This window comes from Fibrobacter sp. UWR2, assembly GCF_002210285.1.
GTDB lineage: Bacteria > Fibrobacterota > Fibrobacteria > Fibrobacterales > Fibrobacteraceae > Fibrobacter.
Genome location: NZ_MWQE01000001.1, coordinates 951,474 through 964,822, shown reverse-complemented (window position 1 = coordinate 964,822; position 13,349 = coordinate 951,474). Strand labels below are relative to the sequence as shown.

The 13,349-nt window shown below is 54.3% G+C and carries 9 protein-coding genes; 1 reads left to right on the top strand and 8 read right to left on the bottom strand.

The window, feature by feature from the left end; translation table 11 throughout:
• Positions 1–14 precede the first annotated feature (14 nt).
• The 5 genes from B7994_RS03835 to B7994_RS03815 are packed head-to-tail and all read right to left on the bottom strand — an operon-like array spanning position 15 to position 5,852.
• Positions 15–3,098: a DUF2723 domain-containing protein gene (locus tag B7994_RS03835; protein ID WP_088637131.1), complete on the bottom strand. Its 3,084-nt coding sequence runs from the start codon at positions 3,096–3,098 to the stop codon at positions 15–17.
• The gene (nusB, locus tag B7994_RS03830; protein WP_255396898.1) at positions 3,091–3,537 is read right to left on the bottom strand and encodes a transcription antitermination factor NusB; all 447 of its coding nucleotides are present in this window, start codon (positions 3,535–3,537) and stop codon (positions 3,091–3,093) included. The genes B7994_RS03835 and nusB overlap by 8 nt, the downstream gene beginning before the upstream one ends.
• An 18-nt stretch (positions 3,538–3,555) precedes the next feature.
• Complete coding sequence (gene ribH, locus B7994_RS03825; protein WP_088637129.1) at positions 3,556–4,020, bottom strand: 6,7-dimethyl-8-ribityllumazine synthase; 465 nt, start codon at positions 4,018–4,020, stop codon at positions 3,556–3,558.
• Between the two features lies 1 nt (position 4,021).
• On the bottom strand, positions 4,022–5,266 hold the full coding sequence (locus B7994_RS03820) for a bifunctional 3,4-dihydroxy-2-butanone-4-phosphate synthase/GTP cyclohydrolase II (protein ID WP_088637128.1): 1,245 nt from the start codon (positions 5,264–5,266) through the stop codon (positions 4,022–4,024).
• On the bottom strand, positions 5,253–5,852 hold the full coding sequence (locus tag B7994_RS03815; RefSeq protein ID WP_088637127.1) for a riboflavin synthase: 600 nt from the start codon (positions 5,850–5,852) through the stop codon (positions 5,253–5,255). The genes B7994_RS03820 and B7994_RS03815 overlap by 14 nt, the downstream gene beginning before the upstream one ends.
• A gap of 129 nt (positions 5,853–5,981) precedes the next feature.
• Here B7994_RS03815 and pheT point away from each other — a divergent pair, with 129 nt between their 5' ends.
• On the top strand, positions 5,982–8,417 hold the full coding sequence (gene pheT / locus B7994_RS03810) for a phenylalanine--tRNA ligase subunit beta (RefSeq protein ID WP_088637126.1): 2,436 nt from the start codon (positions 5,982–5,984) through the stop codon (positions 8,415–8,417).
• Positions 8,418–8,473: 56 nt separating this feature from the next.
• Here the strand turns inward: pheT and B7994_RS03805 are convergent, their stop codons facing one another.
• The 3 genes from B7994_RS03805 to B7994_RS03795 all read right to left on the bottom strand — a co-directional run bounded on the left by B7994_RS03805 (position 8,474) and on the right by B7994_RS03795 (position 13,283).
• Positions 8,474–9,343 (bottom strand): toxin-antitoxin system YwqK family antitoxin, encoded by an 870-nt coding sequence (locus B7994_RS03805; RefSeq protein ID WP_144063734.1) that lies wholly within the window; start codon positions 9,341–9,343, stop codon positions 8,474–8,476.
• 75 nt (positions 9,344–9,418) lie between these two features.
• Positions 9,419–10,597: an iron-containing alcohol dehydrogenase gene (locus B7994_RS03800; RefSeq protein WP_088637124.1), complete on the bottom strand. Its 1,179-nt coding sequence runs from the start codon at positions 10,595–10,597 to the stop codon at positions 9,419–9,421.
• Positions 10,598–10,715: 118 nt separating this feature from the next.
• A complete protein-coding gene (locus tag B7994_RS03795) occupies positions 10,716–13,283 on the bottom strand; it encodes an InlB B-repeat-containing protein (RefSeq protein ID WP_088637123.1) in 2,568 nt (855 codons plus the stop codon).
• Between the last annotated feature and the right edge of the window lie 66 nt (positions 13,284–13,349).

Below are 13,349 nucleotides of genomic sequence, written 5' to 3'. Positions count from 1 at the left end.
ACGACACCTCTAGGCTAGTTGGCGGCGGCAACAACCGGTGCGGAATCGGACGTAGCCGAATCCACGGGTTCCGCGGGCTTGGTTTCCTCTTCGATAACCATCGGCTTTTCGGGGCTGTTCTTGATCTGTTCCACGCTCATCAGGAGCCTGCCACGGCCACCCTCGTCGTATTCAGGAACATTCTTCAGGCCTTCGTCAAGATAGTCAAGAGCCTTCTGCTTCTCGCCCACAATATCGTAGACGAATGCTGCCGCCCAGTAGACGCGCCATTCGTCGGTGAACTGCTTCTTGCCGAGGTCGAGGTACTTGATTGCGGATGCGCAGAGGCTGTCGGCCTGAGCCTTCTTTTCTGCGGTAAACGGCTTGCTCATGCGAAGGTCCGCAATCTTCTCGCGGGCATCGAACGAAATCTGCAGGTACAGCGAGACATAGCTCGAAAGCAGGCGCGACGTCTCGTCGTTGATGTAGGCAGTTCCATCGCCCAGGCCACGGAACTTGTAGACGTTGTCGATGAGGTCGGCAGCATACTTCGCATCGAAGGCGTTGCGCTTCGGCTTAAGGTCGCCCTTCACCAAATTATAGACAAGGCCTTCCTGCACCATGTACTTCTCGAGCCCCATGAAGTTCGATGTACCGACCGTCGTGGAGATTTCGATCGGCTTGTCCATGTTCTGCAGCGCAAGGTCAATCACGAGCTTATTCTGCGTGAGCATCGTGCCGCTGCGAGTACGCTTAGCCCAGTCGACGAACGCATCCCATACCTGGTAGTGCGTCTTGAACGTAAGGAGTTTCGCGGAATCGGCAGCAGAAAGTTCCTGACCTTCCATCTGTTCGATGCGACTCTTGAGTTGCGGCATAAGGCGGTTTGCCCTGCCCACCCAGGTTGCAACAGAATGGTTCGGGTTCTGGACAGAACTATTGTCGAGCACCATGTCGCTATCGATAGTCTTCTTGTTGTAGCTGAGCTTGAGCACAGGTTCGTTATCGAGCATCTGCTTGATATACCAGTCGGTATTGCCGAGCGAGAGGTTCACCACGCGCACGTCCTTACGGATACCGGCCACTTCCTGCGCAAACCACAGCGGGAAGGTATCGTTGTCGCCGTTCGTAAAGAGGATTGCGTTCGGGCGGCAGCTATTCAGCAGGTTGTAGGCGTAATCCCACGGGACCCACAGGCCAGAACGGTCGTGTTCCTGGTAGTTCGAAATGCAGGGAACCGCAAACGAAACTACGGCAAGGGCTGCAGCAATCGGAGTAACGAAGGCGGCAGTCGTAGCAGTCGTTGCTGCAAGGAGCACGAGAATACCGGCACCAATGCCAAACATCATGCTCATGAAGATAAATGCCGGCGTATAGAAGTAATCACGTTCGCGCACTTCCATGTGGACCGGCTCCGGGAACGGGGCTCGGAGGCCGCGCTGGGCGAAGCCGTTTTCAATCTTCTTCCAGCTGGTCCATGCAGCGCTGTTTTCATAGCCGCTGACTTCGCGTTCCTTCTTCGATATTTCTCCGGCAGCAACACCGCGCTGCTTCATCATCTCGATGCGGTACTTGCCGTGTTCAATCTTCTGACGCAAGTCGATAAGTTCGTTCGGGTCAGGGACCTGCGAAATGCCGGCTCCCATCGTATTCAGGTCGGCCACGTTCCTGTTCATCACCGACACCCAGTAGTCGTGTTCGCGGCCTTCCATACGGGTACCATCGGCAAAGTTGATGTAGAAAAGCAGGCCAAGCGAACAGAGCGCATAGAGCACGGAAAGGAAGATTCCCAGGTGCCTGTTGCGCTTGCATACGAAGACGCAGACAAGGACCAGGAGACCATTAAAGATGAGGAACACCATGAGCTGCGGGAATACATGATCGCCCATGAGGTCCATCTGGGTCCGGAACTTGTGTCCAAACCTTTCAAGAGGAACGTTATCACCCTTGTCAAAGGTATAGACGCCGTTTGCGAAGTTCACACCACCCACCTTGTAGGGCAGGTACTGCGCCATCTGGTAGCCACCGTAGCTCATGTTCGGGAAAGAGAGCACCTGGTGTGCAAGCTGGGAGCGGCGGTAGAACGCGCGCTTGAGCATGCTTTCGGAGCCGTACTGCTTACGTTCCACGAAGTTGTTGAACGCTTCCCAGTTGCCGCTCTTGAACAGGTTACCGAGCTGAAGGTTGCCCTCGTCATCGCGAATGTTGATTTCCGGGTCGTTCTCGTCGATAATCGGGTTGAGTTCCGAACGGATAGGAATGTAGAGGTGCGTGCTGTAGCCAATCAGGGCGAAGAACGCAAAGGCGAGCGAGAGCTTGACCGCATGGTTCATCTTCGGGGAGAACGGCTTCACGACAGTGAAAATCGCAAGCACCACAAGGCACACGAGCGAAATTTCGATAAATGCAGACACCATGTAGATTACGGAACAGAGGAGCGTACCCGTAATCCAGATGGGCAGGCGTTCAAAAATCTTCTTAGGCTGGGCAACGAGCATGAGCACGAAAACCGCCGGAACGGTAAGCATCGTGTAAAGGTGGGCACCCACGCCGAGGAACGCGATGTAGCAGATAAAGATAAGGATGCGGTCACTCGAAGAATCTTCGCGCTTGTTGTACCAGACGAGACCGAGGTAAGAGATGAGCATCAAGATGAACATCGCGAGGCCATAGACTTCGGCTTCGACGGCATTGAACCAGAACGTGTCGGAGAACGTCAGGAGGAAGCCGGCAACGAGAGCGGAAGTCGCAAGCACGATGTTGCGGACCTTTCCGGAAATCTTCTCGGCAAGAGCGTCCGTCTTGAGGACGGTAGCGAGGAATTCCCAGGCGAACAGCGCCGTAATATAGACAGTCGCCGCGGAACTGAACACCGAGATGTAGTTCACGCGCTTCGCGATTTCACCCACGAACGGGAGAATCACGATGACGGCACGGGCAAAGAAGACAAAGAACGGCGTTCCAGGAGGATGCGGAATGCCCAGCGTGTTTGCACAGGCAACGAACTCACCGCAGTCCCAAAAACTTACCGTAGGAGCCATCGTAAGCGAGTAAACGATCAGGGCGACAAGGCCCGTGATACCCGCAAAAATATGCTTCATCCATTTTTCCTTAATCATTCTTTTTTCCTCCCTTCGTCGAACCTACGACAATGTTGCGCTTCTGCATAAAACCTGTAAGAAGACCATTCACAAACGAGCCCGAATCTTCCGTGCTAAACTTGCCCGAAATCTGGATTGCTTCCGAGAGCACCACCTTGATAGGCGTCTCGGTTATGTAGAGCAGTTCCACCATGGCAATACGGATGACGATGCGGTCGAGGCATGCCATGCGTTCGATTTCCCAATGGACGGTCGCCGTCTTGATTTCCTCATCGAGTTCTGCGCGATGGGCAAGCACCAGGTCCACAAGTTTCATTCCATACTTTTTCTGTTCGTCATCAATGGGCTGGCCTTCGAGGACTCCCGGAAGCGCCTCACCCACTGTCTGGCCCGTGATTTCCATGGCATACAGGAGTTGCATGGCAAAGACGCGGGCTGGTCGAAAACTTTTTTGCATAATCGTAGTCTTTATTTGTTAGATGGACTTATAGAGGTTTGCCATTTCGACGGCGGTAGATGCCCAGTTGGCACCGAGGTTTCCCGCCTTGAGGCCAGCGCGGTTCATCGCCTGGTCAACGGTATCGGTCGTGAGAATTCCGAGAATCACCGGCAGTTTGCCCTCGGCAGCGATGCTAGCAACACCGCCGGTAGAGGCGTTCACCACCACGTCGTAGTGGCTTGTTTCACCACGAATCACTGCGCCGATGGCCATCACGGCATTGTACTTTTTGGAATCAGCGAGCCTGCGGCACACACCCGGGAGTTCGAACGCACCCGGGACGCGCACGACAGTCACGTCCTTGTCGGCAACGCCCAGCAGTTCGAGCTGGCGGAGCGCACCTTCCAGAAGCTTGTCCGTCACCACCTCGTTGAAGCGGGCGACAGCAATCGCAATCTTGAGGCCAGAGCCATTCAGGGAATTCTTGATTTCTTTAGCCATCTTATTTTTCCTCTTTTAAAACTTTTTCGTCAGACGCAGCGCCATCCAAATGCAACTGGTGTCCCATCTTCTTCTGCTTCGTGAGCAGGTAGAAAAGGTTTTCCTTGTTCGGCTTGACTTCGATGGGGACGCGTTCCACAATCTTGAGCCCGTAGGCCGAGATGCCCGAAATCTTGCTCGGGTTGTTCGTGAGCAGGCGCATTTCCTTCACACCGAGGTCCGCAAGGATCTGGGCGCCGGTACCATACTGGCGCAAATCGGACTTGAACCCGAGGTGCAGGTTCGCCTCGACCGTGTCCATGCCCTTCTCCTGCAGTTCGTATGCACGCAACTTGTTGCAGAGCCCGATGCCGCGGCCTTCCTGACCACGCATGTACAGGAACACTCCCCCATGCTCGCCAATAAACTTCATGGCAGAGGCGAGCTGTTCGCCGCAATCGCAGCGGAGGCTCCCGAAAATATCGCCCGTAAGGCATTCGCTGTGCACGCGCACGTAAACCGGCTTGCTGAAGTCGGGGTTGCCCGCGACCCAGGCCACATGTTCCACGCCGTCGGTCTTGCTCTTGTAAGCGTAGGCGGTAAAGTCGCCGTACTTGGTCTGCACGTGCGGGGCGGCCACACGCTGCACCAGTTTCTCGTTCCTGAGGCGGTAGTCAATAAGGTCGCGGATGGAGATAATCTTGAGGCCGAACTTCTTCGCCACTTCCTGCAGTTGCGGCATGCGGGCCATCGTACCGTCCTCGTTCATAATCTCGATGAGGGCAGCCGCAGGGCGGAGTCCTGCAAGTTTCGCGAGGTCCACAGCCGCTTCGGTATGTCCCGCGCGGCGCAAAACGCCTTCTTCCTGCGCGTAGAGGGGCGAAATATGCCCCGGACGGCCAAAGTCGCTCGGCTTCGAGTTCGGGTCGGCAAGCGCCAGAATGGTCGCCGCACGGTCGTGGGCGGAAACACCCGTGGTGCAGCCTTCAATCTTGTCCACCATGATGGTGAACGGGGTGCCCAGAATCGAGGTATTCTCGGCGGTCTGGCGCGTGAGGTTCAGTTCATGGCAACGTTTGATAGGCAGCGGGCAGCAGAGCACGCCACGGCCCTCGTGGAGCATGAAGTTCACCTTTTCGGGCGTAATCTTCTCGGCGGCGATGACAAAATCGCCCTCGTTCTCGCGGTCCTCGTCATCGACCACGATTAAAAACTTGCCGTTCTTAAAATCCTCTATGGCCTCTTCAATCGTATTAAGCAAGGTCACGTTCCTTCAGATAATTTTCAATGTACTTGCCGAGCATGTCCACTTCCACGTTCACGATGGTCCCGGCAACCCAGTTGCGCAGGTTCGTGCGGGCAAGCGTCTCGGGGATGATGCACACGCGGATGGAATTCTCGAACTTTTCGGCCACCGTAAGGCTGATTCCGTTCAGGGAGATGGAACCGCGGCGGATAATGTAGCGCTTGAGGTCCGCAGGCATCTTCAGGTCGACTTCCACGCCCGTTTCGCGTGGAGTCACCTGGATAACCTCGGTAATGCAGTCCACATGGCCCATCACGAAGTGCCCGCCCATGAAGCTATCGGCACGGCACGGAAGTTCCAGATTGACCAACTTGCCGACGGCAGCCTGCTTGAAGGCGGTATTTTCGACCGTCTGGTGCATCAGGCAAAAAGTGGCTTCATCTTCGGTACAAGATTCAATGGAAAGGCACACACCGTCGTTCGCGACGCTGTCGCCCAGTTTGCAATTCTTGAAAAAGCCCGGCGACTTGAGGCGCATCGAGAGCGCATCACCTCGAGACTCTATCGAGACGATTTCGCCGGTAGATTGAATAATTCCCGTAAACATACGCGGACAAATATAGAAATTACACGAAAAAACATCCTTTTTTTCTACATTTACGTCCGAAAATTTAGCAGGCACTTATTTGCGGCAGACAAACGAACTGCGGCAAGTTTCGTGCTAAAGAGGAAAAAGATGAAAGTTTCTTTGAATTGGCTCAGACGTCACGTTGATCTTCCGGAAAATGCGGAAGAAGTTGCAAAGGCGCTCACCTCCATCGGTCTCGAAGTCGAAGGCACCGAGGAACCGGGCAAGGTCTACGAGAAGCTCGTTGTAGCGAAGGTTCTTACCTGCGACCCCCATCCGGACAGCGACCACCTGCACATCACCACCGTGAACGATGGCAAGGAAACGCTCCAGGTCGTGTGCGGCGCCCCGAACGTAGCCGCAGGCCAGACCGTGGTTCTCGCCCCGATTGGCGCTGAACTCCCGCTCCCCGACGGCGGCACGCTCAAGATGAAGAAGTCCAAGATCCGCGGCGTGGAAAGCTTCGGCATGATTTGCGCCGAAGACGAAATCGGCCTCAGTGACGACCATGCAGGCATCATGGTTCTCGACGACAGCATTCCGGCTGGCACCCCGTTCGTGAGCCTCGGCCTCTACGACGTCTGCTTCGAACTGAACGTCACCCCGAACCGCCCGGATGCCCTCAGCCACCGCGGTGTCGCCCGTGAACTCGCCGCCAAGTTCAACCGTCCGCTCAAGCCGCTCGCCTACGAACTCAAGGAAGATTCCGAAGCCGCCAGCTCCGCCGTGAGCCTCGAAGTGGTTCCGGGTTGCGGCTGCTCCCGCTACGTGGGCCGCGTCATCAAGGACGTGAAGGTCGAAAAGTCTCCGGCTTGGCTTGCAAAACTCCTGCACGCTGTCGGCATGAACAGCATCAACAACGTCGTCGACATCACGAACTTCATTCTGATGGACGTTGGCCAGCCGCTCCACAGCTTTGACATGGACCAGCTGCACGGCAACAAGATCAAGGTCCGCCGCGCCGTGAAGGGCGAAAAGATTGAAACTATCGACCACACCGCTCACGAACTGCTGGAAAGCGACCTCGTGATTTGCGACGGCGACCGTCCGGCCTGCGTTGCCGGCGTGATGGGCGGCGTCGAGTCCGAAATTGTCGATGCCACCAAGAACGTGTTCCTCGAGAGTGCCTGGTTCAACCCGACGGTCGTCCGCAAGCAGGCCAAGCGCCTCTGCATCTCGACCGACTCCAGCTACCGCTTTGAACGCGAAATCGACTTTGCGACCCAGGACGAATACAGCAAGTACGCCTGCGCCCTCATCCAGGAAGTCGCGGGTGGACGCATCCTCAAGGGCACCGTCGAATACACCGGCGACGACCACAAGAAAGAAAACAACGTGGTAACGCTCCGCATCGCTCAGGCCGAACGCGTTATCGGCATGAAACTCGAAATGGCCCAGGTGGAAAAGTTCCTCACGGGCATCGCCCTCGAAGTCGTCTCCAAGACGGCGGACGCCATCACGTTCAAGATCCCGAGCTTCCGCCCCGACCTCGAACGCGAAGTGGACCTCATCGAAGAAGTCGCCCGCCTTATCGGGTTCGACAACATCCCGTACACGCTGCCGTCCTTCAAGATGCAGCCGAACGAGCTTCCGCCGATTGAAGTCTTGAACCGCAAGATCCGCAAGACACTCTCTGCGATGGGTCTGCATGAATGCCTGAGCCTGCGCTTCACGAGCAAGGCCCGCACCGAGGCCCTCTTTGGCCCCGAAAGCGACGACCGCCGCAGCAAGCCCGCAGCGCTCCTCAACCCGCTTTCCGATGAACTCGGCGTGGTTCCGACCAGCCTCCTCCCCAACCTCCTCAAGAGCGTTGCCGAGAACGAGAAGAACCGCCCCGGTTCCGTGCGCCTGTTCGAAGTGGCCAAGGGCCAGTTCAAGCGCGACCGCAAGGACGTGCGCGACCCGGGCTTCGACGAATCGAACCTCGTCGCCCTCACGATTGCAGGGAACTTCGATGTGAACCCGCTCAACGACAAGCCCGCCCAGATTGACTTTGCCGCCTTCAAGGGATTCGTGCAGAGCTTCCTCAAGCGCGTGGGCCTCGTGGTTGAATTCCGCGTGCCGGCCAAGCCCGAAATCTTCCTGCACCCGGGCAAGCAGACCGAAATCCTCGCCGACGGCGTGGTGCTCGGCACCATGGGCGAACTCCACCCCTCCGTGATGGCCGCGAACGACATCAGCTACACCACCTACATGATGGAGCTGGACATGGACAAGATGGAACACGCCACCCACAAGAAGATCGTGTTCGAGGCCTTCAGCCGCCAGGTGCCGTCTAGCCGCGACATCTCGCTCGAAGTTGCGAAGTCCATGACCCACGAAGACATCGTCGCCCGTATCAAGGGACTCAACCCCAAGAACCTCGCGAAGATTACCCTCAAGAGCATCTACGAAGGTGACAAGATCGAAGCCGGCAAGAAGAACATGGTCTACAGCCTCACCTACCAGGCCATGGACCGCACGCTTACCGACGACGAAGTCAACAAAGCCCACAACAAGCTGCGTGACAAGCTCGTCGCCAACGGCGACATCGCCCTGCGATAATAGCGCGAGTTATGCAACATTTAAAAAGTCCTGGGTTAAACCCAGGACTTTTTTGCTTAGTATTTTATCCTTTCCAAGGGGACTTCCTTTCCATCCTCAAATTTCTGCTTTGCCCAAATTTGTCCATTTTCACGGTAATACTTTTTTACGCCATGTGATTTTCCATTCCTATAGGGTTCCTCGTACGTTTTCCGACCCGATTCATCATATTCTATTTCGTTTCCATGACGCACCCCGTCTTTATAATTCGTCACCTTAAATTTCTTCCCTGTTGGGTAATACCAAATATCTACCCCATTACGTTTACCATTCTTAAACTGAATTTTATTCGCAAGTTTACCGTTTGAATGATACGATTTCAAGACCTGTACATAAGCGGGGACAACAACATCTCTATCGCGTATATTCAAATCGGTAACATAAATTCCCTTTTTCGCATTTTCAGTTTTCAAATCGTCTGCCAAAATCTCATAGACGGAATCAACCGGACAACCGTTATCCTTGATGAACTTTTTCAACGCGCTTATATTATGCGACAAGACTGAATTACTCCGCACCACAGATTCATTCATTCCCTCACTATAATCGTTAAAAATAACAATAGAATCAGGATTTCCGCACCAGTTTAGGGCCCAACCGGAATCCATTAAATCCTTGTGACGGGACTCCAGGAAAAATCCACCAGGATCACACCCGCACAACCCAGCCAGTTCTAACTTTTGAAACCCGTTATTGATTTTTCTCGCATATAGGGAATCATCAATGGAAACAAACAATTCCTCCATCTGCGGATTATTTCTCAAATCGAGGACATTGAGGAAAATGGCACAGCCGCCTTCGCACGCAGAGCGGCCATCGCAAGAGTACGAAAGCGAAAATGCACCCAACAAAAAAGCAAACAGCTTTACAAACGTCCGATAATTCATATTTGCCTTAAATATAAACTATCCCAGAACAGATTGCAAAAGTTGTTTGCTTCTTGCGCTGCGATTCAAAAAAGGCTATTCAAGCGTTGCATGCGCGGCGATGGTGTAAATCGCGGTCACGTCCTTCGCCTTGAGCGGCACGAAGCCCCAGCCGTCACCTGGGTTCAGTTTTTCGACCATCTTCGGGATATCCTCTTCCTTCGCGCCGAGTTCTGCAAAGTTAATCGGCATGCCGATGGAATGCAGGAAGCGGCGGAAGGCCTTGATGCCCTCGAGGGCGGTGGCCTTCGGGTTCTCGAAGTTCATCTGGCAGCCGAACACGCGGGTCGCCATCTGCGCAAAGCGCATCACGTTGTGGTCTACCACGTATTCCATCCAGGAGGGCATGATGACCGCAAGGCCCGCGCCATGGGCGCAGTCGTAAAGCGCCGAAAGTTCATGCTCGATGGCGTGGCTATTCCAGTCCTGACTGCGCCCGCAGCCCACAACACCGTTGTGGGCTACCGTCCCCGCCCACATGATGTTTGCCCGCACCTGGTAGTTGGCGGGGTCGGCAATGGCGCGCGGACCCTCCTTCACCATCGTGAGGAGCACCGCCTCGCAAAGGCGGTCGGTGATTTCCACTTCGAGCGTATTCGTGAAGTAGCGTTCAAAGACGTGCGCCATGATGTCGGTAATGCCGCAGGCCGTCTGGTAGGCAGGCAGCGTGCAAAGGAGCGCCGGATTCTGCACGGCGAACTTCGGGCGAATGTGTTCGCTGCTCGCGCCGCGCTTGAGCATGCCGTCTTCCTTGGTCACCACGGAGTCGCCGCTGCCCTCGGAACCGGCAGCCGCAATCGTCTGCACCACACCAATCGGGAGCGCGCATGCCGCCGAGGCCTTGCCCTCGTAAAAATCCCAGAAATCGCCCTTATAAGGAACACCCATCGCGATGGCCTTGGAACTATCAATCGTAGAGCCGCCGCCCACCGCAAGGATAAAGTCTATGCCGTTCTGGCGGACAATCTCGATGCCCTTGTACACGAGCGAATCGTGCGGGTTCGGCTTCACGCCGCCGAGTTCCACATGCGGGATTCCTGCGGCATCAAGGCTCGCCTTCACGCGGTCAATGAGCCCCGAACGCACGGCGGAACCGCCACCGTAGTGGATAAGCACCTTCGTGCCGCCATACTTTTTGACGAGTTCACCGCATTCGTTTTCGCGGCCCATGCCGAATACGAATTCCGTGGGGCTGTAGAAATTAAAATTGTCCATATTCCATCCTTTGTTTTTGCTTAAAAATACAAGAATTCAGCCGAAAATGCGAACAAATTCGGTCTTTTTCTGTGTACAGGGGGAAACAGGAATTCTTTAACCCGCTGCGGCGAGGGTGCTATTTCACATTGACCCTGTGCGCCTGGCGGCCCACTTGAACCAGATAATTGCCTGCACGGCGCATTTCAAACGCGACGTTTCCGCCGGCATCCACTTGTCCGCGGGCAATTACGCGGCCCTGCATATCAAACACTCTTGCTTTTGCGCCTATCTGGGCGCCATAGACCTGTAGTGAACGATTCACGGCTCTGACACCAAACGCGAGCGCCGTGGAAATTGTACGAAGCGATTGCTTTGGAATGTCTTTCGACCAAATGGTACCATTGCCAGTGTTTACGCAACTGTTCACGAAATATGGGTAAGAACCTTTATTCTCCGCCGGCCAGAAAAATTCTTCCCATACGGCTTGGCTGTAATGATCATTGATGAATAGTCCCGAAATACTGTGGTTGTTGGCGTAATAAACAGGGGTCGTGTCGCCGCGGTTCAGAACACCAATAGGGTGCCACAATACAATTCCGTCCACCCAGTTGCTGTCGGCGTCCACGAGGGCCTCGTTGACGACAATGTCGTTTGTTTGCCAGGCGCAGGGGTGGGCTTCTGTCACTTTGTCGTTATCAAGTTTGTTGCTCGTATACAATGCAAACCAGTACAGTTCATTGCGATCCGAGAGGATGTAGCAGCCGTTTTCGTTTTTGGCGGGCTTCTTGGGTTCGGGATACCAGTGCGCATAAAGGTCGAAATCGCGGCTGTAGTAGGACGTTTTCCCGAAACTCTTGATTTCGCTGGAATAAGTGAGCTTGTCAAACCAGCCTACAAAAACAAAGCCTTCACGGGTCGGTTCTTTTAAGGTGATGTCGGTGTCGAAATTGAATGTTGCCGGATTAACGGGGTCATTCTCGCCACCGTTCAAGTGGTACGTGATCTTATAGTTGTTCGTTATCCACTTTGCATATAACGTGATATCGTCGTGGCGTTCCTTCGCAAGCTCTTTCACAGGCGTTTTGAACGTGGAATCGGCATACCAGCCGTCAAAAGTGTAGCCTACTTTTTCAAGCCCCTTTAATGTATAGGCCGCGGAATCCGAGGACCAGCGCGAGGGATTGATTTCGGGCTCCATGCCGCCATTGGCAACATAGGTCACAAGATATTCGCTCTCCCACCTGGCGTAAAGGGTGTAGTATTTTTTGCTACCGGCCTTGATGGTGTCAATCCGTTCCTTATACAGGCTGTCGGCAAACCACCCTTCAAAGGTGTCGCCCTCCTTTGTGGGATTTGCCAAAATAACGGAGGAATCGCCCGTGTAGTACTTGGGATTTTGATCGCTGTTCACGCCGCCGTTCAGTTTGTAATCAAGGTAATACTTCACCTTAGAACTTAAAACCGGATGCAGATCTACGCCCACGCTTTGTTCCCACGCGGCACCATAGGTGCCCTCCTGCAATTTCCCTAGAACGGTCCCGTCCCTGAATTCGTCCGCAGTCGCCTTTGATCCACCGTATTGGGCTGCCCCATCGCCGGCATAGTAGGTGTTCTTGATTTCAACATGGTGGCGGGAACTGTCATAGTAACACCATTCAAGATTATGAAGGCCAAAAATGGCATCGCCGCCATCAGAAACAGTTCCGATGTTGAATACGTTCTCGAGGGTTAAATCCTGCGCTTGACCGACAATGCCTCCGGTTCCATCATATGGGCGAGATGCACCGGAAACGCGGCCCGCATTGTAGGCGTTGATAATCTGAGTCACGTTGCTCGGGTTCATCGTGGGCCATTCGGGCTTTGCTAGGGCAGGCTTTGCCAAGGGAGGCGGAGCACAAAGGCACGACCAGTCTTCCTCGCTTATAATTGCACCGGCAATGCCGCCGGCGCTACCGCGCGCGACAACCGTCGCCTCGCTAAAAACATTGACAAGAAGCGCCGACTGGTCTATATAGCCGACAATACCTCCTGCATAACGGGTACCTTCAAAATAGGAATCCTTAATACCCAAGTTCCTTACGACGGGGGGCTTGCCGGCGCCTTCATAAAGCTTAGAGAAAAACCCGGCTTCATACTGTTTTTTAGTATAAAGCCCCGAAATGGTGTGGCCGTTGCCCTCAAATATTCCGCCAAATACAAAAGGCTGCCAGTACATGATGTCATTGCGGGTGGAGTCCGGGTTCCCTTCCGCATCCAGCAGATTTTCATTGACCACGATATCGTTCTGGAGTTCTATGCAAGCAAAGGTGGAAAGTTTGGGGATGGCGTAAAGTTCCTCCTTGGAGGTGATTTGGTAACAGCTGTCAACACTTAACTGGGGTTCCTTGACTGCAGGGGCCCAAAGCGCTGTTAGCGTGTATTTGTCTCCACTGCAACGGGATATACTTTTTTGGGGAGCGTCGTAAAAAACACCGGTGGAAGCTTCTTTAAACCAGCCCAGAAACCGGGAACCTTCGCGGGTCGGCTCCTGGAGCGTAATCGTGCATTCGCTAGAATCTGCTTTTATGACGACATAGCTATCCGGGTTCGCGGGGTCATTCACGCCCCCGTTCAGGTAATAGGTGATAGTCCGCGTGTCGCCTACCGCGGCAAAGCCGAAGCCAGCCAACAACAACAGCAAAAGCATGGAATACAAATACTTCATACCCTTAATATAATCACAAACAAGTTAATCCGGACAAAAAAACAGAAAAACACGTAATTTCACGGA

What these genes read in the sequence shown, in the direction of transcription:
- nusB (WP_255396898.1), bottom strand. Translation starts at nt 3,537, where the DNA reads ATGCAAAAAAGTTTTCGACCAGCCCGCGTCTTTGCCATGCAACTCCTG.
- ribH (WP_088637129.1), bottom strand. Translation starts at nt 4,020, where the DNA reads ATGGCTAAAGAAATCAAGAATTCCCTGAATGGCTCTGGCCTCAAGATT.
- B7994_RS03800 (WP_088637124.1), bottom strand. Translation starts at nt 10,597, where the DNA reads ATGGACAATTTTAATTTCTACAGCCCCACGGAATTCGTATTCGGCATG.
- B7994_RS03835 (WP_088637131.1), bottom strand. Translation starts at nt 3,098, where the DNA reads ATGATTAAGGAAAAATGGATGAAGCATATTTTTGCGGGTATCACGGGC.
- pheT (WP_088637126.1), top strand. Translation starts at nt 5,982, where the DNA reads ATGAAAGTTTCTTTGAATTGGCTCAGACGTCACGTTGATCTTCCGGAA.
- B7994_RS03795 (WP_088637123.1), bottom strand. Translation starts at nt 13,283, where the DNA reads ATGAAGTATTTGTATTCCATGCTTTTGCTGTTGTTGTTGGCTGGCTTC.
- B7994_RS03805 (WP_144063734.1), bottom strand. Translation starts at nt 9,343, where the DNA reads ATGAATTATCGGACGTTTGTAAAGCTGTTTGCTTTTTTGTTGGGTGCA.
- B7994_RS03815 (WP_088637127.1), bottom strand. Translation starts at nt 5,852, where the DNA reads ATGTTTACGGGAATTATTCAATCTACCGGCGAAATCGTCTCGATAGAG.